Below are 26492 nucleotides of genomic sequence, written 5' to 3'. Positions count from 1 at the left end.
GCGATAATTTCCAAAAACCATGTGTGATTATAACCTACCATTATGGGGTATAGTCGCCAAGAACGATAAAGTAGTTTTGACTGGATTGGCCGTCATTACTCAGCTTAATTGTATCGAAATTCTAGCATTTGGCTTTTTGCTGTAACGCGTGCAGTAAAGATCCTGCCTTTTTATGCGTCCCAATATTACCAACAACATGAAACACATGAACTATCGTATTCCATTATCTGCCTTTGCCGGCCTGGCAATATCTATCGCCACCTCTCACGCTGCCATTACTTACGTTGACGCTCAAGCAGGCGCTGGAGGAAACACACGAGAATCAGGAGAGCTTCAAAGTGATACAAGCTGGGTAGGAGCTGATGTTTCTGGTTACAACAACACTCAGTGGGCCGAGCGAGGCACAGGAGCCGAGAACTATTTCCAAGCGATGCCTGATGGAGACCCAAGCGGTATCCCGCAGTTGACCACGACGATCTCAGGTCTGACCGACGGCCAAACCTACAAGGTCTGGGCCTATTTCCGGGATCAGATTGATGACACCTCTGAGCCATACCAAAACTGGGTGCTGGCGGCAGGTCTCACCCCGTCATTGGACACGACATACTGGTCTGATAGCCAACCTCTGGCTACACACAACGGCGCTACCCCAGTAATCGGAACCGGTGGCACGGGCACGATCTCTTCGACTGGCGTCTCTGAGGCATCGGCTGCCGACTTTGCAGGCATTGCTCCCGCAACAGGGACAAGTCCGAGTAGACTTTACTCGGTCTATCTAGGAGAGGTTACCCTGTCTGGAGATACAGAAATCGACGTTTATGTGGACATGCTGATTGCCGGCTCGAATAGCTCCACTCGGACCTATTACACCGGGGTTGGCTATGAACTCCAGCCTGTTCCAGAGCCTTCTTCGAGTGCTCTGCTCGGTCTCGGTGCTCTTGCTTTGATTCTTCGCCGCCGGAAGTAATTTCACTCTTACCTCCGCTCGGAGTAAAATGATCTCACGCCCTCCTGTGACCCAAGCGTTACAGGGGGGCGACTTGCATAGAGCTCGAACATCCTGTCAAAACTCATGAAGCGAAACTGCGTTATCCTGCTATCGGCCTGGCTCTGTGCTAGTCTTTCCACCTATGCCTTCGATGTCGCGGGATTTACAGCCGATCAAACCCTAGCATACAAGCAAACGGTGAACGGTAGCGGAGAGGCGGTGACCTTACACCTCGAGGTGTTCACACCGCCTGACCATCAGCCAGCCGACAGCCGACCGGTCATTGTTTTTTTTCACGGCGGAGGCTGGTCCAGTGGTTCTACAACTCAGTTCCACCCACATTGTAAATACCTAGCTTCCCGAGGCATGGTGGCGATTTCCGCAGAATATCGTCTCACCGGTGTCCATGGAACCACTCCACAGGAAAGTGTTACGGACGGAAAATCAGCGATTCGTTGGGTTCGTAACAATGCCAGCACACTAGGCATCGACCCGAACAAGGTCATCGCTGGGGGAGGCTCCGCTGGAGGGCATATCGCCGCTGCTGCTGGGACACTCACCAACTATGACGAAGCAGCCGAAAATTCTAGCACCAGCTCTAAGCCCAATGCCCTAGTTCTGTTCAATCCGGTGTTCGATAACGGGCCGACTGGCTATGGATACAACAAAGTCCAAGCTTACTGGGAGGATTTTTCGCCTTTGCACAATATCGATGAAACTGCGCCCCCAACGACGGTTTTCCTGGGCACGAGGGACGAATATATTCCAGTCGACACGACCAAGGGCTATCAAGCCCTGATGAGGGCAAAAGGGCTTCGCTGCGATCTGCATCTCTACGAAGATCAAGTCCACGGATTTTTTAACTACGGTCGAGATGGCTATGAAAACAACATATTCCGGATGGATGAATTCCTCGTCTCGCTAGGATACTTAACACACCCTCATGCAGATCCAGACCCAGTCAGCGAATGGGTGAAGATCTTCGGAGACACGAGCTTTTCTGGTATGAGCGCCACAACGTCTTCTCCAGTTACTACTGACGCCGATGGCGACGGAATTGCAGCTCATTTTACCGACGTCAGCCTGGCGGACGGTCAGTTCATCAGAATGACCGGATCAGTGACCTTCGATACCCCTTTATCCGGTAGTAATTTCCGCATCGGCCTCTTCGAGGGCGATAATCCGGTGACTGAGGACGATGGAAACGGCTATGTCGGAATCTGGGCTGAGGCACCGGCAACCGCGGCCACCAAAATCGCGGCAGGTGACGGAACCGGCACCAACCATCCTTTCGAAACCGCCACCTCTCTCATCCTCGGCCCAGTCCCGGCCGCAGATGCCATGGTTCCTACAAATACGCCCATCGAGTTTACCCTGATGATCGCACGCAACGGCAACAACCTCGATATTTCCACGAACTTCACCGACCACGGAACCTATGATCAGTCACAAAACTTGGTGAACCAAACTGTGGCGAAGTATAATTACAACTGTGTCGCTTTCCTGATGACTGGCAACTTGAACGCAACGCAAGCTAGCTATTCTAACATCGAAATCTCCGGCGGCTCTGTGCTGCTAACCACCAAAAGTGATGAACCAGCCATCAGCAAAGTGATTACTTACGTTGATGCTCAAGCAGGTGTTGACGGAAATACACGGGAGTCAGGAAAACTTCAGAGTGATACAAGCTGGGTTGGAATTGATTCGTCTCTAACCAACAACACGCAGTGGGCTGAGCGAGGCACAGGGCTCGACAACTATTTCCAAGCGATGCCCGACGGAGACCCGAGCGGCATCCCGCAGTTGACCACGACGATCTCAGGTCTGACCGATGGAGAAACATATAGAATCTGGGCCTTCTTCCGAGACAATACAGGTGATGATAGTAGTTCTTACCAAAATTGGGTTCTAGCGGCAGGCCTCACAGAGTCATTGGAGACGACATACTGGGCACCGAACCAACCTCAGGCAACACACAACGGTGCCCCTCCCATACTCGGATCTGAAGGCACGGGAACGATCACTACCTCAGGCGTCTCTGAGGTGTTTAGCTCTGACTTCAGAGGCACCACTCCCATTACGTTAGTCAATGAAGGCTTAACTAGTGAGAACAGGCTTTATGCCGTCTACCTTGGAGAAGTTGCTTTATCCGGTGACACAGAAATTGATATCTACGTGGACATGCTAATTAACGGAAACAGCAGCTCAACCCGCACTTACTACACTGGAGTTGGTTATGAGCTTGTTTCCAATACGACCTTCAACGACTACCTTTCCAACCCTGAATTTAACATCGATCCGGATGAACGGGACTTCGAGCTCGACCCAGACAACGACGGCCTTAGCAACGGACTCGAAGCCTGGTTCGGCACCCATCCAGGTAAGTTCAATGTGGGGCTTACTGTGCTCACGACTGACGGCACAACGACCACGACAATCCATCCGCAGAGCGAAACTCCACCGAGTGACGTGAGCAGTTTTTACGAATGGTCGCTAGACCTAGTTAACTGGTATTCTGGCGATGGAGTCGATGGCCCGATTGGTGGGCTCACTGCGACAATCGTGCCCTCCACCACTGGTACAACCACCACTGTTACGGTCACCGTCAGCGAAGAAGCTGCTCGAATATTTCTACGCGCAGGGGTGACCTCAAATTGAGCATGGCCTCCATGGCCCTGAATCATTTATGGAAAGCGGTGGGGAAAACCAGGAAGATTGCTCGTGTGCCCGACCATAAGACGATGCTTAACAAGTCGTCAAAACTCATTGAGACTGATCAACAATATTCATATCATTTTGATGATTGAGAGCAACGAACTGCCCCGTGGTCTTGGCATAGATTTTACAGTTGTGATCCGCAGGCGGAACGATAGCGCGAGTGCAACAATTGGAGTTGCTCATAATCCTCACAACCTCACGCTGTGACTGACCTCGCTCTAGACAGGAGCCCCTCCTTTCTCACTAATGAGGCGACGGCACTCATTAGGATTAGGGTTGTTGTTTCACTCTGCACAGTCCCCCCCTCTGCTGCATGACGGCATAGAGTGCGAGGTGCACACTTTATTCGTCGACTCTTGAAAAAACTTGATGCTTTCTGATTCAGGGGCGGCTGCGCGACGTTTTCTCGCAGGTTAGATTCATTCAGTGCGGTAGTTCTGGTTTCTTATTGAATCGGGAACCCGATCACGTGATGAATAACAGACCACCCAGCAGCTAGTTTAAGAAATTTACAGAGCATTAACTGCTCCATTGCTACTAGGAAGGCTCATCGTATAAACTCTAAAAGACCTCTTAATAGCCGTTTCTATTTACGGAACGCGGAGATCAATGACTCTGTGTGACACGCCAGTCAACCTCACCAGACTGGGATGATTCTATACTCAGGACCTTAAGGCTGCGTGATGTTGGGTGAGGTGCTATTGTAGCTAAACCCTTATCAACCTTCACTTGGTTCATCTCGATACCGTTGTTGGCAATCACGATCTTGAATTCTTCTCCGGCAATCACCTTGGCCGTTCCAGACAGTGATCTTTTTGACTCATCCCACCGGACATTAGTTAGATCTACCCAGCCTTGGAGCAGGTGGCGGTTTGTGCTTATTACTTGTGGATGATCCAAGGCCTTTCTCACCGAAATCATGGCGCAGTGGCCGGGTTCTAGCTCTTGTTCCACCCTACCACTTCCCTCGATTTTTCCTAAATAAGTATCGCTCCAGAATTCGTAGCCATGATAGCTAGCCGAAGGGTCAAGCCCGATCGCATTCGTCGTTCGATCGCCGCTTAATGCAGTTGAGACGATTGTTCTCTTTGCCCCAGTGTTATAGAGTGCCACCTGTCTCCAATCAGGAGTCAGCTCCAATTCGTAAACTTGTGGATCGCTGATGTCGGTAAAGGCATCAAGTGGACGAGCACTCATTGGCTCCTGATAGTGCGGATAGCTCCGTGAGACGATTCTAGTGACTTCGGGTGTAAACAAGGAATACGAAGTCGCCAAATCTAGTCGACCACTGGTTAGGAAGTTCATCGTGATGAGCGATTGTAAATTTTCCGGTGTAAGGCCATGTACAGCCTTCGTGTCTGAATAATAATTAAAGACAGTCCGGTTTTTATACCAACGCAGCCCACTGCGCGAAACCATCTCTGGCACGAACTTGTTATCATCTCCCCAAGTCCGTTGAGTGTCCACTAAGCCAGCGGTCAAGTCTAAACAAGGGCGGCCAGATTCGCCGAGATTTCGTTCATCGATCAACCCATCCTCCCCCATAGCCTCTCTAAGCAAGGAAAATGCACGTCGGTAAGCAGAGTTTGTACTGGCGTAACGGTCGTCAAATCCTCCTTCGGGGCGCCATGCGGTAGCGGGATAATCTACTTTCACCCCGCGCACTCCGGCCTTACGTATTGCTGACCAAACTTTAACGAAGTGTTTGGAGTATTCCTTATCGGTATAGTCATAGGTAACGTAAGGTTGATGATGGTTATGTTTATTTTTTTTGTCTTCATAGCCAGGACCTCGACGGTCCAGCTCTGAAATATCATTAAAGAGCATCCATTCCGGATGAGCTTTGGCGAAATCATCCGAAGGCATACCAAGCTGCATGTATGTGTAGCCTGAACAACCTCGTTCCTCGAGAGCCTTACACCAGCTCGCGACAGTCTCGTAAGGTGGCACGAGGTGCCCATATTGACGAAAGCGCTGATCGTCCCACCAGCCCTGCTCAGTATCCAAGTGATATTTATCTGGCTCGAGACGGAGCATCGGTTCTGTGTACTTCGTCAGTTGACTGGCCTTAGCCAGTTCCGCCTCTTGAACAAGCTTTGCAGAGTTGTTAATATTTGGCAATTTACTGATATGAGACACACTCCACCCACATAGAACAGGAGCTTGGTAAACGTTGGGTGAAGCATTATTGGCTATACGCACAGCTTTACCATACCTCTCCAAAGTCTCAAATGGGTCTAATCCTGTGAGGTCGAGATAGAAAGTATCTTCACTAAGATAATCTTTATCTTCGTCGACCAGGATGCCGATCGGGTCTTCTGCGTATAATCCGAGGACTCCCGCCTTTAGGGTCGCAATCTTAGCATAAGCTTTATTCCCAAGGCCTCCCCAAACGATCGAACGGCGTTTACCGTTTACCTTACCCGTCAATAACAAGCTGTTACAGGAAATACGATCGAGCCCTTTAATTACTAGAGTTGAGTCCATGCCTGCACTACCATTCAAGGTTTGAGACTGGCTGACTTCTTTCCCGCCAAATAAACGACCTCCATCAAGCACGGTAATATCCCTTAACCGCATGCTAAAATAATTCGGAGTTTTAAGGCCAAAGCCGAGTATAATAGCCGGATGATTCTCATAAAGGGTGTATGAGAAGAGTTGCTGAGCTGGTAAGCCCCTACGTTTGAAATGTGAAGAGTAGCGATAAAGCCCGTAATCGCTGAGGGCAAGCACTAGCCGTTGCCCCTTGCCGAATGCGTCCACTACCGCCTCTTGACGATGCACGTACAGGCTCGCACCTTCCTTCATCTTGGTTTTAATCTCTGAATTTTCGAGCAGTATTTCACCATTTTGGCTATCGAGAATGCTGAACCTTCGACTATCTAGATCAAATTTCGCCGTAATAAAGTCGTTTGCCAAGAGTGCTGTTTTAGCTTCCACCTTTATCTTAACAGGAGCAGCCTCAATCAAGCTGCTTAACCCTGCGAAGGCGATTATTGTCAAGAGTCCTATCTTCATATTTCTAACTTTTAGTAGGGAGGCCGATGTATGTTGAGTCGTTCTAGAGTTTTGTCTAATCTGCACTTTACTCTGATAGAATGAGAGTTTTTTCCTTCAAAGGAATAGGGTATGCAGTCAACCAAACTTCTGGGGTGAAATCTAGATGCTCAGGATCTAGACCAAGCACAACGACTTCACATTTTTTCCCAACCATATCTGGAGTCACAGGAATGAAGTAGGTAACATTGCTTTCTGTCCGTGGAACCCCGTTTTCCCATGGATTAACAGGGAATGAAGGTGCTCGGCGTGGGGCTCCTACGTAACGGTCTCCTACTTTAAGTGCAACCCAAGTCCCATCTCTTCCGTGTTTACCATTGCATGCAACAGCTAAGTAACTTCCAGCTGGAGCTGCCTCCATCGTGAAAGGTAATGACCAAGCTTTAGATGCTGATTGAAACTCAGTGAATAGCCACGACATCTTCCACTGGCTTCTTGCTAATTGCTTGTCTCCTTCGTAACCGCGAATTTCGACCAACTTGTCTGGCACTAGGTTGCTTCTCAGATAGCGGACTGGTTTGTCAGAGTTAATATCAATTCGAAAGTTCCCGTCATCTTCTACCAGCTGCACAGGTGACCAGGTCTTGAGATCTGCTGATACTTCGGCATGAGTGTCCTTCGTTATTGATGCATGTTTTAACTCGGCATTCTGTGGTGTTTCTAATACGATACGGTTGATATTTGTAAGTTCCCCTAGGTCAAGCCTCAGGTAACGGCTTTCTGGCTTACGTCTCTTTCTACGCAACAGGCTATAGACCGTGGAAGGGTCGTCATCGAACAGATATTGCTGAAGAATACCACGTTCTTGAATGATCGCCTGACCAAGAAATTCTTTTCTCGCTTTTTGCACCTGTGGAATAGCACTTGGGCCTGATCGCTGCAGTGAGCGAATTTCGAGTGGGTGGTTGTCGGCAGCGAAACAGGTAACCTCATAAAGGGTTTCGGCATCCTCAGGAACTGCGCATACGGCAGGATTCCCGATTTTTCTGTGCCATGATTTGGGATTTAAAGTCCCTGGAAAGTTGATGGTTACTGCCCCACCTGTGGTAAAATTATTCAACGGTTCACCGTCTAAAGTGGCACGTTTAAATGTCTTACCACCACCTACCAATGAAATGGGAGTCGTATGACCAGCTTCACCTCGAAGCTTGATAATTACATCTTTCCCAGGCACATCTCGAACAACCGAGTAATCACTACCAATGACACCTACCCCTCCTGTTTGTTGATTATCGACTAATAACAAGCAGCTTCGGAAAGGGAGCACTTCAACCTCCACTTCATCACCGTAGTTAAATGTCCCCAAAATACGTTCATTAGGGTGAAAACGGCGAACTTCGACTGGCCCTGTTGAAGTGAAACCAACTGATTCATCCAATTTGATTTTTCTGATGACTGGTTCCCAAGTTAAATTTCGTAAGGTAATGATGCGAGTATTTGCATCCCCCCGAGCTACAGCCAACGGACCGTAGCGTTGTTCATCGAGGACTATGCCCTTGACCATGATGTCGCGGTAACGATGGAGTAAGTTATATATGCGTGCCAAAAGTGGAAACTCATCATCTTTCAAGAACCAAGGGTTGGCATAAATCTCAGGAGATAGGATTAGGTTTCGGTTAAATGCCTGCAATATCAAATCATCTTCCCAGAAGTCGAGGCATGATGAAAGGCAGACACCATGATCCTCTGTGAGTCTCTGTAGATCAGGAACTAAGCCACGAGATATTGCCTCTACCCGATTGTGGGTTCCAGTGCGACTCCGGTTTGTCATGTGCACATCGATGTACGTTTCCGCGCCACCCCAGAGAAAAGTAGTGGCATAGGGATTGGCTTTGCCCAAGTCCAGACGGTGGTTAAGCAAGATCAAATCCGGGCTGTATTTTCGGCACTCTGTCATTAAGCGAGCAAAGGCATCCTGCTTTTCCGGGCGTAACTGGGTACAGACTGAATCCATCTTGAAAAGTGCGAATTCATAGTCCCTACAAAGACCAGCCAGCATATCTATCCTCGCTTGTTCTTCTTCAGGGGTGTCACCAAAGCCATCTGGACCTAACCAAATACCCAGTCGACAATCGAAACTTTTTGCGAGTTTGTAGATCGGTTCAAACCCGCGCGGAAACTGCTTCTTGAATTTATCAGAATCCATGCTCCCATAATACCGAGGACCATCAATGTTACCTGCGTCGAAAGCATAGATATCCAGTTTCATACCGTATTCATCATGCATCCATTTAAAAAACTCCAGATTAGCCAATGTTTGAGTTTCGGTGGCTCCTTCATTAGTGTTGTTGATCCACGAAAAATACTGTGACCGAGACGGGGTAGACTCCGTTGCTCCTGGAATTATTTCAGAAGCAGATAAAGCTGTTGAGCTTACAACGGATAAAGCCAGAGCGGCGATAGAACTTAGTCCAGGAATGAGACGCAACCCTAAGCTCGCTGAATGGGTGAAAGATGGATGAGACATGGGAAGTGTAGCTTAATTGATGGTTATAAGTTCTGGTGTAATATTGGATTTTTCAATCAGGGCGATGGTCTCTCGAATATACTCAGCTTTTTGCAAACTAAGACGTTTCGGGAAATGGGCTTCACCCTGTGACATTGTTGCCGCAATTTTTTCGAGTTCTGGGATGACTGACTTAGCGTGAGTTCCGTAGGAAAGAAGGATCTCCAGGAGTTCTGGTGTACGTTTTTCACTTGCCCATCGGTTCTGAGTGCGGAGGTAGTTTACACAGGCCAAGATGCCTTCTTCGACTTTGTGCACTGAGAGAATATGAAGTCCCTCGACTCGGACGATATCGGCAAACATAACACCGCTGGGTGCAGGCTCGACGACAGCTTCCAAGATTGCAGGAAGAAGTGGACGGATCTCTTTAAAATTCAGGTTACGGTAAACTGATCCAATACTACCACGAGCTCGACCATCCTCATTTTTTAGCCCAGCTCTAACCGCTGCGTATAGCGCTTCTCGATCTACGCCGTCAAGTGAGCTAGTGAGCATCCCCCCCCTAGCATTGAAAAGCGTGTAGGAGAAATAGCGCTGTTGCATCCCTCTAGGATCATTTTTTTTGTCAACTTGCGCAAGCAGGTTTAAAAGTTCGGGGGCTGTGTGCATAGCCTGTTTACCGATGGAGGACAGGGCCTCTGCAGCTTTAATACGAAGCCATAAGTCATCAGATTTGAGACAGGCCCTGAGTGGTTCGATGGCAGGGGCGGCTCGCTTACGCAGGGCTGCGAGGGCTTGACAAGCACCGTATCTGGAGTTCATGTCTGATGAAGAAAGAAGAGTAACAAGTGGTGCAATAGGTGTATCCTTCCGACGAGCGAGGGCCATAGCTGATCGTTCACGAACGACGGGAGACCAGCTTGTTAGATTATCAAGGAGAAATCCGATCTTGAGTTTATCATAGGCGCTGTTCCGATCTTTATTATCCCATCCTTGACCGTCACCAATGAGTTTTGCAGCGCGTATGGCATTGACAGCAGGGATGCAGGACCCTTCTTTTCCCGTCAAATAGAGCGTCTTAAGTGGTAAAGCATAACTGAGCAGATAGGCACCAGTGCAGTCCCAATTCGCATAACTATCAGTTTTAAGTTGAGGTGGCCCCTGATGGGTAAAGCTTCCGTCTGATTGTCGAGCGAGATCAAAATACCATGAGCCATATTCTTTCATCCAGGCTCCGGTAGCATGAGGACCACTTGGAGAGATTCCAGGAAGTGCCCAAAGAATATTGAAAAAATTGCCAGTGTGTCCGGTGTCACGCTCTGAGCCGTGTGAGGCAATGCTCATCTTCGAGAAAAAAGTGGTGCAATCTTTCTCCTTGAGTAGATTAAAGAGGACTGCGGTCATACCACATTTCCCGTTATCTTCGTGTGTTTCAGTCCAGGGCGTGTGATCACCATAGGGAATAGCACCCTTTCCATTATAAAAACGAAGTAGGCGAGTACTACGATTGATGGCTTGGGTGATTTCAGGATCTTTGAGGCCAGCAGCACGTGCCATAGTAAGAGCTATTGTAAGAGGCACTCCAGGGGAATTCATCATGCCGTACCCAATTAATCGACGATCAGATCCAGCAAAACCATGCCCCCAAGAGCCAACAGCGCTTTGTCCAGCGGCGGATTCCAACGCCAAACGTCGCAACCCAGGTAAGTAACTCTTGTCACCCGTAGCCATGGTATATTCGGCCACTAACATCATGTTGTATCCGTAATACCAAGTTTGAAATCGATCAGTTGAGAAGTTGGCGGCCCATTCAACTTCTTGGCGAATAACTGGAAGATACTTAGGCTCACCACTGGCTAGTAAAGCAAGCGCATTCAATGCCCTGGGTATAGGGTTTTCCTTATAGCTTGGGTTAACAATACGCGCGGCAAGAGCCTCGCAACCCTTCTTAAAAATGACAACAGATTTCGAGCAATCATAAGGGGCGGTAGCACTGTAGCTCCCCAGAATTGGAAGAATTAATGATACTTCATCCTGCTTCCCGTCACGCCAACGCAATAACGTAAGACCCCCGTTAGATTTAGATGATTCAGCATGCCCCAAAGCATTACCTATTTCCTTACGAGGGTCACTTGAGAAGGGCTTCCCGTTAACTCCTAAAATCACATCTCCAACTTTGATTTTACCGTCAGCAGGCGACCCTTTGGTGACTTTTGTGACCAGAACTTGCCGGGCATCAGTTGTGACCATTTTATTGAAGTACATCCATCCGCGTAGACCAGTAGCACCGAGATTCCAGTCGTGATTTGCATTTTCGGGAACCTTGTCCCCTTGCGTAAAGTCGAGTTTGGAAATGGAGTGTTTAGAAGCAGCGTATGTTGTGCCAGAAATAGAAAGAGACAGGCACAGAATAATATATTTGAATGTCATTACTTATAAAGTTAGTGATTGTTTGATACACCACTCAATACCCTAGCAAACTCTTGACCTATTGCGCCGAGTATTTTTGCTGATCCTAAGTAGTGGTATTCGGCATTCGAAATGCCTTTCTCAAGTATCTTTTGTTCCCTAGCCGAGAGGCCCTGGTTGTTAATTTTTTCGTAAAGTGCCTTTGACTCGGTTGCATTCAGTTTTTTCTTTTCTGCAATTTGCTTGGCCTCTTTCCTAAGAGCGTTGGCCTTTGCTTTGGTAGCGGTAAGTTCGGGATCCCAAAATTTTTCTGTGAGCACGACGGTGACGTTGTCCTTGAACTCCGGCAACTTCGCCGGTGCAGCCATAGCATCGCGGAAGCTTTGATGGCTAAATCGATAGCGTTTTTGATCCGGCCCATATTCCTGGGTCGGTCCACCCACGCCCATGACACCAATCACAAAAGGAAGCTTGGGTGTCTTGAGGTCCTTTCTTACATCTCGAATGAGGTGAGCCATGGCATCACTATATGCAGAGTAACCGCCGGCTTTGCCGCGTCTAGGATAGGCATTACCGTCTACCAAGTCATTCCATCCTTGGAACCAAACAAAGCCGGAAAGCTCGTAACCTTGCTTCGAGTCATATTCTGGCACCACGCGTTTGATGTCAGCAAGCACGGCATTTACATGCGCTATCATCTGTCGATAATAAACGCCGGTAGCTTTCTCCTTTTCTAACTTCTCAGCATCGAAGTCTTTGCTTTGAGCTCTTAACTTAGCAAGTTCTGCCTCATTAAATTCATAGGGCCCGGCACTCGGCGGCCGGAAGTCGGTATGTAAGCTTTTTCCTCCCCACGCGGTTTTAATTATCAAAATAGGGGCATCTGTTTGTTTCTCCATGGTGATACCAAAAGTGAACTCTGGACCTATTTTAGGCCCTCTTTTGGCCGCTCCGAACCCCGCAGTCAACTTACCCACCTGTTCAGTATCGGCACAACCAATAGTGGAAATCCAAACTCGATCACAAACCTTTGGGTCTCCTTTGGAGTTTTGCATATCGTCGAGCATCGGCTTAGAATTTACATCCATGCCAATGTGCTCGAATGTACTTACTTTTGCATGCCCCTGCATGTTAGATTGACCGGCTAAAATGTAGACCTGTAGTGGTTTACTGGAAGCTTCAGCTAGATGACCAACGACCAAAGCAGCTAGCATTGAACAATATATACTTAATTTCATAATATGATATTTATTGCTAGAAATACTACTTCGATATTTTAAGTAGTTTAGTCATGGCCTGGCCCATAGCTTCACCTATATTCATATAAGTTTCAGCATTACCATCATAATGACCGTTAGAGGACCCTCCTAGGGATAAGGGATGACTGTAGACGGTAGCTACATTTCCTTTGAATGCCTGGTATTTACCGGTCTCGCCGTCTACTGCTAATTGAGCCTCAAGAATAAGACCCTCATTTCCTTTGGCCCCTTTTTCGGTCTGTCCTAGAGTAGCGCACACGAACTTCGCTATTGGTGCGTCAAACTCTTTCCGGAGCTGCTTAATCAAGTGAACAAGATTGTTTTCATAGTTAGCAGAGAGGCCAGCATCGTATCGATCCTTGTCGCCCTGCCAGAAGAAAAAACCTGCAACTTCATAACCATTCGCACCAGGGTAATGGGCATCAAGATCTGCAAGAACAGCTTTAGCCCTAGATATATCACCATCGTATTGAACTCCTGCATACCAATTAATTGGTTTAGGATCTGTGCCTTTCTCCCATTTCATTGGTGACTCTTTATATTTTGCGTAAATATAGGTCTTCACAGTGCCGTCTTTTACCTTTTCTTCAAATTCGTAACGCGGGCTTCCTGGAGCTAATAGATCCCATCCAAGACTACGATTCCCAATACAGCTTTTAAGAATCATCACTGGAGCGTCTATGGCTTGCCCCATACGATGACCGATGCCAATTTCAGGTCCAATTTTGTTTCCTTTTACGGTCAACCATTCGTTATTGAGTTTTCTATTTTTGTTCATACCGCTGCCCATCACACGAACATAACGAACGTCCTTACGCTCTGTCCACTGACCTTGCGATCCTTGCAAGTAGGGGTATTTTTTATCTATTTTTACTGCATGTTCTAGGGATCCTTTCTTCCCTTTTACTTTCCCCATGCCAACCATGTTAGATTGACCCAACAGAATAAATACTTGCACAGGCTTCCTCATGTCAGCGGGTTGATCATCGGGAGCCTGAATTCCAGTAGTTTCGGCGCATGTGCCGTTCTGCGTGACTGCGGCTGTAATAACAATCGCAGCGACTGTGGAAAGTCTCTTAGTTCGTGTAATGATGGTAGATTTCATGGTTATCGGAATTTGTTTTGTTGTCTAAAATGAGATTTGTTTCCTGAAAGTTTGATTGACGGGACTTAACTTGAACTCCTTGATTGTTATCCCTTTTTGGAAATAATGAGCACGTGAGAACGTCAACACGTTCGTTCCTTTCAGCAGTTCAATTTCGACAGGTTCAGAGTCCCCCCACTTTCCAACGGTGTATGGCAAAGCCATCTCAGTGGTCTTCTCTGAACCGTTAGAATTAACAAACAGGAATTGTTTCCAGGCCGGTGTGATCAATTTTGCAGAGAGTAGATATTTCCCAGCTTTAGTTACTTCGAATTCATATTCAAATGTATCTGAACCACCATACCGACTGTAATGCATCTGCATCCCGCCGAGACAACTCTCGACAAACGTAATGACGTCGGTGTTGTTGGCAGGTTTACTACAAGCAGAAGCAGGAATGGTTATGACACCTTCACCGTCCACTCTAATCTCGCGTTCAGATTGTGGAATATCTACAGTTCCAATTACATTGCTGACACTAGCTTTCATTGCACGTTCAGGAGGCGTTCCAACAAACTCAGGAGTATTTACCTTCAGGCTTTCGATTACACGCCTCTGAACAACCAATGACAAACCATACCAAAGGTTAGGTTCACGTTTTGAATAGTAACCATAGACGGGAGTCTCTTGCACGAGATCACCTATCCACTGCAGCCTTTTCACTATCTTAAACCCTTCAGCATCATTCCGAGCCTGGGTATTGGCAAGAAAATCCATATCATAACCGTAGCGGTCCATGGATGCCCGCCCGCTCCATTGACCACCTAATCGAGTTTCCCAACCATTCGGAGTCCAGTGAGCTAAAGTAGCATGTCCAGGTTCTCTGCGGGCTGTTGTAGGAATGCCATAAGCGCGAAGCAGGAACCGACCAAAAAACGCACGCCTGCCGCAGATGCCACCATTCGCGAGGACATTCTGAAAAAACTCGAGTTCTGGCAGATCGTCCTTAACATGATCGCTTCCGTAGAAGATTTCTGTATCAACAGCTTTCGCGTAGCGCCCAGCACTGTAATCAATATTGAGATGAGAAGGTCGGTAATTTTGGAGTAATTCACGGCCCCAAGCAAAAACGTCATCAGGGTCTTTACCATCCACAACTTTCCTTAGCTCCCAAACACTGAGGTTTTTAAATGCAGGGTCGAGCTCTCCTTGCTCATAAGATTTTTCATAGCTAAGGTATCTTTTGACAGGATCGACATATTTTGGAGCATCCTTCTTGGCTTTTGCATTTCTTTGCAGAAGAGGAACGGCATGCTCTAGGCTAACGGCTAGCGCCAATCTCTGGTAGATCCCCTCTTTAGCCTTTGGACTGATGTTCTGGATCGCCGTATAGATTTCCATGGCCTCTCCGTATTTCCCCCACCAAGCACCATCTGCCAGCAACATCTGGAGCATCAATTTATTGTTCGATAAAAGCTGATTGATTAGCTTTTCCTGTGCCTGCCCCTGTTGTGCAAACTCAGCCAAGTAGCGAGGAGTCGCTTCGGAGAGGACGGTGTACTTTACCAAATTATCATCAAATTGACTTTTGGATGCCAAGCGGTGTAGGCCGAGGGCTTCCACCGTTTGCCAAGTGTTCAATTTTGCCTGCTCATAGACTTTTGTTGCATTCTCCGATTTCTTGGCTAGTTCGGGTTCCTTCAGACGGGCCTTTTTCAAAGCGTCTTCCGCCTTCTTGACGCTGCCTTTGAGCTTTTTCACATCAGCCTGTCTTTTTTCTAGTTTTCCTTTAAACCAATTAACAGTTTTAGCCTTATCATCGCTACCCTCAGGCATAGCAAGAGCTCGGTTCAATCTGGCTTGTGCATCGACCACTCGCTTAGGGGCCTCTTCCAGTTTGTCTTGTGCCTCTATTAACTTGCCATCTTTTGCTCGACAAATGCGCAGGTCTTTTGCTTTTAAAATAGCATGTTTCAATGCCTTTGTTTCATCCTGTAAAGCACTCAGGAAAGCCGTTTCTTTTGAGCTATCGATAGTTGGCAACTGCCGCATGATTTCAGCTTTCAGACTATTAAGGATCTCAGTATATTGAGCTTCTAATTTTTCACCCACCGTCGTCAACTCAGTAGATGTTTCAGGCGCTCGATCGCGTGTTTTTCTTAGCTTTGTTTCGGCTCCATCAGCTAATCCTGAAAGCAGAATTCCGCCCGCGATAACAGCTGTTAATATATGATTACATTTCATCACAATGCGATTAGTTTATTTATATTATTATAGTTTATTCCACTGACTCAACAGTCGGCATTTCATGCTAACAATAAATCATTGAACTAGATTTATTATATTAACTCCACCAGATATAATTACTGCATGGATTGGGCGATCTTACATGAGCTAAGATAAATTTTGAGTAATCTAGTTTAATCCCTGATAGATTGTGAGCATCACTATTTTGATACCGATCGCCCCAAGGTTTCCAACTCATCAATGATTTCCACTGCTCGCGTTGCTTCCTCATGACGTCGGAACTCGAGACGTTCGGCTGCTTCCTTCATTGCCTTTTTCATCGTGAGGCGATCCATCAGAATTTTTGAATAGTCGTCACTCTCAGGCCAGTCCCAGTTGTCGGTGCGGAAACTGTGGAGAGGTAGCCAAGGCTTACCGTTAACCTTGAGGTTCCCCATGGGGCTGGTTGCCCAGGCGTAGCGCACTGCAATGGGTTCAGCTACCAGAGGGCTCCATAATTCGATCTTTTTATTTTCAAAGCTCTTCTTAGCGGTGTTATGAATACCGTGATCTTTCTTCATTGGCCATTTCGCATGCGCGAGGTAAAATTTTCCATCTTTACCAGCGATTGAGAACCCTTCAATGGTGGTCGACATATCGTCAGGCATTACTGGTTTATCAAAGGTAAGCACGATTCGCTCGCCCTGTGGCTCGACTGACACCAAGGTTGCTGAGTCCCAGTTAATCTTTTTACCGTATACTCGATTAAGAGCCCAACGTGTGGCGCGGATGGCATGATCAATTTTTTTAACTGGGTGAAGGCCCGGGATTTGTATGTCATGGGCCGGCAAGAAAGCTGTATTTTTAGCATCTTCAATATCGGCCAGCCCTAGTCGTTGAGCCTCACGTATATACGCTCCAGAAGAGATCGACCAGGCTTCAAAGTTTTCACGTGTTTGTGAGACTCCGCCCGCACAGAATCCAATTACGCCGACAGGGAGGGCTGGGTCGTTAAAATCTTCCCGCCACCCTTCGACCATCACTTTCATGAGGGCACGGTAGAGTTTTGGCCTGCAGCTGGTGCGTAGCGAGTTGTTGAAACCTTGATGGAAAAGAACACCCTTGATATTAAGCCCTTTAAACACGCCAAACATACCGTTATAACAACTACCGTTATGAGCTGGGCTTTGATCTGGTCGATCCCAAGAACGAAGGCTCTTGGCTCCACCATTAGTAGGCCATTTATCCTTTGGAAGTCCCTTTGATTTTGCTTGAGCTAATTGATTCTTCCACTTCTTTTCAGCAAAGGCTTCAGCATCAAATTCAGCTATAACGCTGTCTTGATAAGACTTGTAGGCGGCGGCAAGAGGGTGGTCTTTGAACTTGTGCTGAGGAACTAAAGACTCGATTGATGCCCCGCCGCGTGCAGTATCGATGATGCCAATCGGGATCTGTAACGCGCGTTGGAGGCGGGAGCCGAAACTGTAACCTATTGAAGAGAAGGTGAGAGATATTTGGGGGGTAGAACATGTCCAGCCATCTCCCTCAATTGCATCAGCAGGCAAATCAGACTGCAGAGAGGCTTGTTCATTGCTTTTGAGGTTAAAGCAACGGAAAAGGGGAAGGTTTGCCTGAGCGCTTTCGAGATCGGCTTGGGATGTCTTACCTAGGCCAAATGCCATGTTAGACTGGCCATTCATAACCCATACATCACCGATGACGATATCTCGCACTTCAATTAATGTGCTCCCATGCGCTACAGTGAGTTCTTTTCCAATAGCGTCAGCTCCACGGGCAGGAAAAGTGACTTCCCAGCGACCAGCCTCTCCAATCGCCGTAGCATTAGCGGTTTCTTTGCCAAATTTTACAGATACATTTGCCCCCTTATCGGCCCAGCCCCAGATCATAATCGGCTTATCTCTTTGTAGAACCATGTGATTAGTAAAAATGGAGTGGAGCTTGAGTGGCCTAGCTTCGATATCTGCCATGCAGGTGGCGAGAATGAGGATAAAGGTCGTGAATGTACAAATGTGTTTCATATTAACTAGCTGTCGCTAGGAGTTTATTTTGGATAATTTGATCTCGAGACCAATTTTCATTGGGACATGGACTAAGAAACTAATTCAGCAACGAGGAGAGAAACCAATGGAATTAAGGACGGACAGGATTGAGGTCATCCCTCTCACCCAGTCGAATGGCCCCAAAAGATTTATGCTGAATCAAAGCAAGTGATCGTTGTCACGCAATCAATAAGAGCATAACAACCATTCCTGTATTTGGTAGGTTTGCGCCCCTTGTACATAGCTGTTAAAAAAACGGGGCGGCCTTCGTTGCCCCCCGTGCAGTTTCGAAGAAAAGCATGAGACCTTCGTTATCTTCGGCGACGCAGCAACAGAGCGAAACCTGTTAGACCAACGAACGTAGAACTCGATGGCTCAGGTATAGCTGTAACTACCACCTCGTCATAGCTTGTTCCAAAACGAATCTCATCAAACTGAGTCTGATCTTTACCAGCAAAAGCAAGGGTATCAAAGGTGGATTGATCCAAGGCCGCAGACCCAGAACTATCAGCAAGGGCTGGTAATGTGAGGTCGGTTCCAACGACAAATAGATCGATGGTGTCATCGCTCCCTCCTATTCCCCATGTAATTTTACCGACAATCAGCGAGGTCTCTCCAGCAGTAAGCATGTTTGTGGTGCTGTCCTCCAAAGTCTCATCACCTCCTGACCAAGTGGTTGCGCTCAGGGCTCCACCATTTGACCCGTTGATCACAAATCCTATACCGCTGCCTGAACCGCTCATGCCTACGTTTCCGCTGTGAATTGTGCCGGTCCCCAGAGACATCACCCACCGGTCATTAGAACCTAAGCTCGGATCTGCCCCAACGAGCACACTGAACCATAGGGTAGCACCATCATCAAGCAGCCCTGTGCCAGAGAGAGCTGAACTCGATATAGAAGCTGATGCGCCAGCCCTAGCATCAGCAGTACGTTTTGCACTGCCTCCTGAAACGACGAGTGAGCCATATGTAAGCCCCCCTGCAACTTCAAATGCATTGTCATTAGTAGCCCAAGTCCCATCTAGCCCCAATCCGGTGCTATTACCTGTTAAGGGATCATCAAGATCATCGAACGGTTCATAGATCACGAGCGAGCCATAGAGGGGTGAGCTACACATTAGCGCAGAGGTTGTTATAAGAAGTAGGTTGCGTATGTTATCTTTTTTCATAATCCATTCATTGTTTATTATTGCGAACTGCACGCAGCACAGTCAGTTCCCTACTCATCCAGATAGGCATCTGACAGCGATATACGAACAACCTAAATAGCCCCATGGCAGGAGAGGAAGTAATTTCTCTATTGAAACCTGTCCCAAAGCAGGGATAGTTCACCATCTATGAATATTTACCTCTCACATCAGAGGTAGATATTTGTTAGGTTTATTCGAAAGTAGATTTACGATAATCAAAACAGATAACTGCTAGATTGGGAATCTAGAAAACTTTGCGCAAAAATGAATTCAAACCATGTCATCAAACAAACTATTTTCGCGCTTTAGTAAGATCATTAAAGACAAATTTGAGCCTAATTCACATGCTTCCCCTCCTCTAACATACCTCACATTTCCCCTCAACGAGACACTATCACTTTAGCATCGGTAGCCACAAGATTAAGACCTTATTTCTACGAAAAATAGTGAAGAGAAGTCCATCATTCCCTAGAACTTGAAGATAGCACTCGTCAGGGAATTTTTCCCACATCTGTGAACAAAGAAATCACAAGGCGTTAACATCAAACACTTAAACCTATGAACATGGATAAGATAAGCTCAACACGTGCCATCAACAAAGAATAAGTAGGGCCGCAGGGACTTGAACCCTGGACCAAGGGATTATGAGTCCCCTGCTCTAACCAACTGAGCTACAGCCCCCTTGAATGCGGCGCGAATATAGCCACCGACTGCCACTTGACAATGCCATATTTAACGAATGTCAGGCCACTTCCAGCGACCTTGCTATTTCACCAACCTTGACACAGCCCCCTCATGCGGACTTAGATCATATCAATCACATTCAATCATGCGCTGGAAAGGGAGAAAACAAAGTTCAAACGTCGAGGATCGGCGAGGCACTACAGTCCGCGGCGGCGGTGGTGGCCCGGTCGCTGGAGGAGCCATCGGCAGCCTATTGTTCGCCTTATTCCGGCGTGGCAGCGGCAAGACCAAGCTAATTTTAATCGTCGGTGTGATCGCTGCCTGTTTCATGTTCAAAATCAACCCCATCAGCTTGTTCATGTCCACTCCGGGAGGTGGCAGCAGTCAGGTGGTGAGCCAGAAAGACTACCAACCGACCGCCGCCGAACAAGAGATGTTCGAGTATCTCAAGACGCTCAAAGGGGACAACGAAACGATCTGGGCCAAGATCATGGCCGCCGAGGGGCTGACCTACCGACCCGCCAAGATGGTGGTTTATACCCAGCGCACTTCCACCCCCGGTGGCATAGCGGACGCTCAGATGGGCCCCTTCTACCTACCTGCCAACGAAACCATCTACATCGATCCCTCATTCTTTAGTGAGCTGGAACAACGTTTCAAAGCGAAAGGTGACTTCGCTCAGGCCTACGTAATTGCCCATGAAGTCGGCCACCACATTCAGAAGCTTCTTGGCCTGACCGATAAAGTGCACGGCCAACAGGGGCGTATTTCCAAGACCGAATACAATCGGCTCTCAGTGCGACTGGAGCTGCAGGCAGACTTCCTCGCCGGCGTTTTCGCCCATCATGGGCAGGAGAAATTCAACTTTCTGGAAAATGGCGACATCGAGGAGGCCATGCGCTGCGCCGAAGCTATCGGTGACGACCGCATCCAGCAGCACAGTCACGGCCACGTGCAGCCGGACCTCTTCACCCACGGCACCTCGGAGCAGCGCAAACGCTGGTTCATGCGTGGCTATCAAAGTGGCCGCATCCGCGATGGAAACACCTTCGACGTGCCCTACAACGAGCTCTAAGCCGATGCCACTTCCGCGGAGCTTGGAAAGCTATGACGCCTTGACCTAAGAGCCATTCTCACCAAGGATAGCGGCATGTGGAAATCACTGTTACTTCTTGTCCCGCTCTTGGCCGCCGGCCTCCTGAATTCTTGTTCTACTGGTGGCTCCAGAGGAGCAATCTACGGCCCCGCCAACATGGGTGGCCCCAGCGTCGCCGAACGCAAGGCCCAGATCGCCAACGAACCCACCGGATCTTTCTTCTACGGGCGCCGCTACCACGTCGAAAAAACCCGCTTCTGGGGCTACCTTCGCAAACCTCGCCAGAGCGCCAGCACTTCACAGTTGGTGGTGATGAATGAAAGTAAAAAACTCTGCCCGGATCGCCTGCCGGAGAACGGCCCGGTCGGCCAGCGTTTCGGCTACGATAACAATTACGAATACCGCATTTACGGATACTACACTGGCGAAAAAGTCTACGAGGTGAACTCCAACCAGATCCTACCCGAATTCATGCTCACCGGTTACGAGGTAGTGAATAAACGTCCAGGCTGGCTGTTCGGCCCCAAGGACCACTACAACCCGCAGAGCCTGACGCTGGTCAAACGCTAACCTCACCACGATTAAAATGGCTATCTCACGCGATGACATCGCTGCCGTTCTGGATGAAATCGCCTTATTGTTAGAAATTAAAGGCGAGAACCCATTCAAGACCCGAGCCTACCGCAATGGCGCGGAAACGGTGCGCAACTACGATGGCGACATCGTGAAAAAAGCGGCCGCCAACGAGCTCGATGGCATCAAGGGCATCGGCAAGGCCCTGCAGGAAAAACTCCACGAGCTCGCCAGCACCGGAGAACTCAAATTCCACCAAAACCTCCGCGCCGAGTTTCCAGAGGGGCTGTTCGATCTCTTCGGCATCCAAGGGCTGGGACCGAAAAAAGTCCGCGCCCTCTATGATCAGCTCGGCGTCGATTCCATTGAGGCCTTGAAAACCGCCTGCACCGATGGCTCCGCCGCCGGACTGCCCGGTTTTGGTAAAAAATCCATCGAGAAGCTACTCGAAGCCATCGCGCTGAAAGAGCAATTCGCCGATCTCTTCCGCCTCGGCGACATCGCACCGATCGCCGAGAGTATGTTGGAAAACCTGCGCCAGCACCCGGACAGTTTGCGAGTCGAGATCGCTGGTTCTTACCGACGGAGCAAGGAGGTGCTGCACGATATCGATTTCCTCGTCGCCACGCCCAAGCCGGCGGAGATGACCGAGTATTTCAGCCAACTGCCCGAGGTCGACTCGGTGATCGTCTGCGGCAGCACCAAGGCCTCAGTCCGACTGGCCAACGGTCTGCAGTGCGATCTGCGCGCCGTGTCCAACGAGCAATTCCCCTTTGCCCTGCAATATTTCTCAGGCAGCAAGGAGCACAACGTGGCTCTCCGCTCGCGAGCCTTGAAGCATGGTTGGTCGCTAAATGAATACGGCTTCACGCCGAAAGACAAAACCTCGCCGGCCGCCCCCGCCGTCAAGGAGGAGGCCGATATTTACCGCATCTTGGAGCTCGATCGCATCCCCCCCGAACTTCGCGAGAATCGGGGCGAAATCGAGGCCGCCGAAGCCGGAGAGATCCCCCGCCTGGTCGAGCTGGAAAACCTGCGCGGCACCTTCCACAATCACACAACCGCTTCCGACGGCAAAAACACCCTGGAGGAAATGGCCGAGGCCGCCCGCGATCTGGGATTGCAATATTTAGGCATCGCCGATCACTCGAAATCCCAGTTCCAAGCAAACGGGCTGTACCCGGATCGACTGCTCAAGCAGGTGGCCGCCATCCAGGAGCTCAACCAATCTTGGGACGACTTCCAGATTTTCACCGGCACCGAAGTAGATATCCTCAAAGACGGATCGCTTGATTTTGAAGACGATGTGTTAGAACAGTTGGACTACTCGGTGGCATCCATCCATGGCTCGTTCCAGCTGCCCGAGAAGGAAATGACGGCTCGCATCATCAAGGCGATGGAAAACCCGCACGTTACCATGATCGGTCACTTGACGGGTCGACTGCTCCTCCGCCGCGAAGGCTACGCCGTGGACGTGGACAAGGTGATCGACTGCGCCATCCGCACCGGCACCATCATCGAGCTCAACTGCAACCCACGCCGGCTCGACATGGACTGGCGTCACTGGCAACGCGCCCGCGACAAGGGTTTGATGACCTCCATCAACCCCGATGCGCATGCCACAGAACAGCTGCAATACCTCGCATATGGCATACGCCTTGCACGCAAAGGCTGGCTACGCAGAGAAGACGTGCTGAATTGCATGACACTCGATGAAGTCCAGCGCTGGCTGAAGCTTCCGAAAGAGCAACGGATGCGCGCCTGACATTCTTTTTCACCCTCAAAATTTATCCAAACAACCGTGCCCCTAACAGAACTCAAAGAACGCGCCCAGCAAGAACTCAAAGCCATCGTCAACGGACAGTTGACCCGCACTGAAAGTGCTGGGGTGGTCATGCAGTTCATCAAAAAAGAAGAGGGCCTGATCAAAAAACGCCACGATGCAGGTGGCAGCGGTGTCGAGATTGCCCAAGCTCGCGCTGACTTGTTAGACATCATTCTGGATGTGATGTTCCAGACAGCCATTGGCAGACACGAGGGCGAGGCACCGGTGATGACTCTGGTGGCTCAAGGTGGTTTTGGGCGCAGACACCTGAACCCGAGCTCCGATTTGGACCTCCTTTTCCTGCTGCCTCGTTCGGCCAACAAGGTCACCAAGGCGCTCTCCACCATCATCGAGGAAATCCTCTACATCCTCTGGGACGCCGGCTTCAAGGTGGGGCACGCGTCGCGCTCCATCGCCGAATGCATCGGCGAAGCACGCAAGGACCAACAAAACAAAACCGCCCTGATGGACGCCCGTTACATCGCGGGGGACAAGGAGCTCTTTGCCGATTTCGAACAGCGCTTTGAAAAGGAATGTGTGCAGAAAGGTCAGGAGGCCTTTTTCGATCTCCGCCGTGAAGACCTGCGCCGCCGGCACAGCAAGTATTCCTACACCGTCTTCCTGCAAGAACCTCATGTGAAGGAAAGCTGCGGTGGCCTCCGCGACTACCAGAATGTGCTCTGGGTGGCTCGGGTCAAACGTGGCTTCACTTCCATCGAGGAACTTGCCAACGCCAAGATCATCACTGCCAGCACCTGCCGCCAGCTCAACGAGGGATACGATTTCCTCCACCGCGTTCGTAATGAACTGCACTACGAAAGTGGCCGTGGCACCGACATCTTGACCCTGCGACTCCAGGGAGTGGTCGCTACCAATTTTAAATACCCGCAGAAAACCATCCTGCGCCGCTGCGAGGCATTCATGCGCGATTACTACCGCCACACCCGCGCCATTTTCCGCCACAGCACCTCGCTGATGGAATACTTTGAAATCGAACATGAAAACCAAAGCAGTGGTGGATTGTTAGGGAAAATCCCCTTTGCCACCAAAAAGGATAAAACCGAAAAGTTCGATGGCTTCTACTCGCGCAACGGCCGAATTTTCTTGGAGCAGAAAGACGTGCTCAGCGAGGAACCAAACCGTCTGATGCGGCTGTTCCAGCACTGCCAGATCCGCTCGCTCGAGCTCAGCCCGCAGGCGCGCAAATACATTCACCGCGAGAGCAAGAAAATCGACCGAGCTTTCCGCTACAGCGTGGATAATCGCGAGACCTTCCGCGCGATCCTTGAACGCAAAGGTGAGGTCGGCCGCATCCTGCGTCTGATGCACCGCACCAAGGTGTTAGACAACTACATGCCCGAGTTTGGTGCCATGGACTGCCTGGTGCAGCACGAGTTCTTCCACCGCTACACAGCGGACGAGCACACCCTGCGCTGCGTGGACCAGCTAGACAGCTTGGTCGGTCAACCGGAGGACGCCGACCCTGGTCGCAAACTCTACCGCCGATTGCTCCACGAGATCCAGGACCCCTACGCACTCTATCTCGCCATTCTGCTGCACGACTCGGGTCGCGCCGAAAATGTCCGCGAACACATCGACGGATCGACCATGCTTGCCGACCGAGTTTGCCGTCGCCTCCAAGTGCGTGGTGGCCGCCGTGCGATGATCATGTTTTTGGTCGATCACCATCTGACCTTTTGGCGCTTTGCCACCAGCCGCAACCTCGAGGACTTGTCCGTCATTGAGGAGTTTGCCGGGCTGATGAAAAACAAACGCAACCTGGACGCCCTGCTGCTATTTACCTGGGCCGATTCCAATGGCACTAACGACGAAGCCTGGTCGCCGTGGAAGGAAACCCTGATGCTCCAGCTCTATCACGCCACTCGCCTGTGGCTCAAGAAAGGCAAGGAGCACTTCAAGACAGTGATGGATGATAACAAGGTGGAGCTGTTGGAAACCTGCCGCAAAAAGCTCCCCAAATCATTCCACGAGCAGATGACCAAGCATTTCGAGCAAATGCCATCGGCCTACTTCCGCTTCCGCGATGCCCGTAACATCGCCAGCCACATCCGCTCGATCCAGAAGTTCCTCTCACGCGATGCTCGCTCGAACGGCGGCTTTGAGTGCGACCTCAGCTGGATCGATCGCGACAACCGCTCACTCACCGAGCTGGTGGTGACCGCGTGGAACCGACCACTTTTCTGCGAGAAAATGTGCTGCGCCCTGGCCAACGCCAACATCAACATCATCGCCGCCGATGTCTACACCCGCATGGATGGCGTGGTCTGCGATTTGTTCCAAATTTGCACACCGGAAATGGGCCCTGTCTCTAACGAACGCTCGCGACAAAAGGTCATCGAGACCTTCCGTGCGCTCAATAAAGACCCGGATCCCCATAAGGACTACCAGGCCGCGAAGTATCTCAAACCGAAAACCAACCTGCTGCACGACGATAAATCCGAGGGTGGCATCCCCTTCCCCACGCGAGTTTACGTCAATAACGAGATCAGCCCAACCTGCACCGCCATCGAGATCCAGGCGCTCGACCGCATCGGTCTACTGCACGACCTCTTCCTCGCCGTTGGTGAGCTCGGCCTCGCCACCGTGCACGCCCGTATTTGTACGGAAAAAGGAGCCGCGATGGACACCCTCTACGTCACTTGGCCGGATGGCTCGAAGATCGAGGAAGAAGAGAAACAGATAGAAATCGAGACCTCATTGACCGCTTTGGTAGGATAAGGAGCGGAACCTCCGCAAGTTTCAGCCAAATGGATACTTGCAGCAAAACGTAGGCACCGTCACACCTAACAGACAACCACGCTGGGTGAGAATCACCTTGTCATCACAGCGCTTTCTCTTCACTCTGTGCTTATTCGT

Annotated in this window: 14 protein-coding genes and 1 tRNA gene; 6 read left to right on the top strand and 9 right to left on the bottom strand. The window is 49.5% G+C overall.

Translation table 11 applies throughout. The features are described 5' to 3' along the window. The first annotated feature begins 196 nt into the window (after positions 1–196). Together JO972_RS08765 and JO972_RS08760 are read left to right on the top strand one after the other, a co-directional pair. The gene (locus JO972_RS08765) at positions 197–967 is read left to right on the top strand and encodes a PEP-CTERM sorting domain-containing protein (RefSeq protein ID WP_309489658.1); all 771 of its coding nucleotides are present in this window, start codon (positions 197–199) and stop codon (positions 965–967) included. 105 nt (positions 968–1072) lie between these two features. Further along, the gene (locus JO972_RS08760) at positions 1073–3646 is read left to right on the top strand and encodes an alpha/beta hydrolase fold domain-containing protein (protein ID WP_309489657.1); all 2574 of its coding nucleotides are present in this window, start codon (positions 1073–1075) and stop codon (positions 3644–3646) included. A gap of 666 nt (positions 3647–4312) precedes the next feature. On the opposite strand, the gene JO972_RS08755 is transcribed toward JO972_RS08760, so the two are convergent. From JO972_RS08755 to JO972_RS08715, 9 genes are all read right to left on the bottom strand, one after another. After that, a complete protein-coding gene (locus JO972_RS08755; protein ID WP_309489656.1) occupies positions 4313–6724 on the bottom strand; it encodes an alpha-amylase family protein in 2412 nt (803 codons plus the stop codon). 67 nt (positions 6725–6791) lie between these two features. Then, positions 6792–9230: a discoidin domain-containing protein gene (locus tag JO972_RS08750; RefSeq protein WP_309489655.1), complete on the bottom strand. Its 2439-nt coding sequence runs from the start codon at positions 9228–9230 to the stop codon at positions 6792–6794. Between the two features lie 12 nt (positions 9231–9242). Beyond that, positions 9243–11639 (bottom strand): DUF6288 domain-containing protein, encoded by a 2397-nt coding sequence (locus JO972_RS08745; protein ID WP_309489654.1) that lies wholly within the window; start codon positions 11637–11639, stop codon positions 9243–9245. Between the two features lie 11 nt (positions 11640–11650). Continuing rightward, positions 11651–12856, bottom strand: a complete 1206-nt coding sequence (locus tag JO972_RS08740) for a sialate O-acetylesterase (protein ID WP_309489653.1) — start codon at positions 12854–12856, stop codon at positions 11651–11653. Positions 12857–12881: 25 nt separating this feature from the next. Further along, the gene (locus tag JO972_RS08735; RefSeq protein ID WP_309489652.1) at positions 12882–13982 is read right to left on the bottom strand and encodes a sialate O-acetylesterase; all 1101 of its coding nucleotides are present in this window, start codon (positions 13980–13982) and stop codon (positions 12882–12884) included. 24 nt (positions 13983–14006) lie between these two features. Next, positions 14007–16208: a hypothetical protein gene (locus tag JO972_RS08730; RefSeq protein WP_309489651.1), complete on the bottom strand. Its 2202-nt coding sequence runs from the start codon at positions 16206–16208 to the stop codon at positions 14007–14009. Positions 16209–16408: 200 nt separating this feature from the next. Further along, positions 16409–18226, bottom strand: coding sequence for a sialate O-acetylesterase (locus tag JO972_RS08725; RefSeq protein WP_309489650.1), 1818 nt, complete (start codon positions 18224–18226; stop codon positions 16409–16411). Between the two features lie 332 nt (positions 18227–18558). Further along, positions 18559–19416 (bottom strand): hypothetical protein, encoded by an 858-nt coding sequence (locus tag JO972_RS08720; RefSeq protein WP_309489649.1) that lies wholly within the window; start codon positions 19414–19416, stop codon positions 18559–18561. 628 nt (positions 19417–20044) lie between these two features. Further along, positions 20045–20118, bottom strand: a tRNA-Ile gene (locus JO972_RS08715). 148 nt (positions 20119–20266) lie between these two features. Between JO972_RS08715 and ypfJ the strand changes: the two genes are divergently transcribed. From ypfJ to glnD, 4 genes are all read left to right on the top strand, one after another. Beyond that, positions 20267–21196, top strand: a complete 930-nt coding sequence (ypfJ, locus tag JO972_RS08710) for a KPN_02809 family neutral zinc metallopeptidase (RefSeq protein WP_309489648.1) — start codon at positions 20267–20269, stop codon at positions 21194–21196. Between the two features lie 75 nt (positions 21197–21271). Further along, positions 21272–21787 (top strand): hypothetical protein, encoded by a 516-nt coding sequence (locus JO972_RS08705; RefSeq protein WP_309489647.1) that lies wholly within the window; start codon positions 21272–21274, stop codon positions 21785–21787. Between the two features lie 16 nt (positions 21788–21803). Then, positions 21804–23555: a DNA polymerase/3'-5' exonuclease PolX gene (polX, locus tag JO972_RS08700; protein WP_309489646.1), complete on the top strand. Its 1752-nt coding sequence runs from the start codon at positions 21804–21806 to the stop codon at positions 23553–23555. 36 nt (positions 23556–23591) lie between these two features. Next, a complete protein-coding gene (gene glnD / locus JO972_RS08695) occupies positions 23592–26354 on the top strand; it encodes a [protein-PII] uridylyltransferase (protein WP_309489645.1) in 2763 nt (920 codons plus the stop codon). Positions 26355–26492 lie beyond the last annotated feature (138 nt).

Origin of the sequence: Oceaniferula flava, from assembly GCF_016811075.1 — a bacterium.
GTDB classification, from domain to species: Bacteria; Verrucomicrobiota; Verrucomicrobiia; order Verrucomicrobiales; family Akkermansiaceae; genus Oceaniferula; species Oceaniferula flava.
This window is presented reverse-complemented; position numbering and strand designations above follow the sequence as displayed.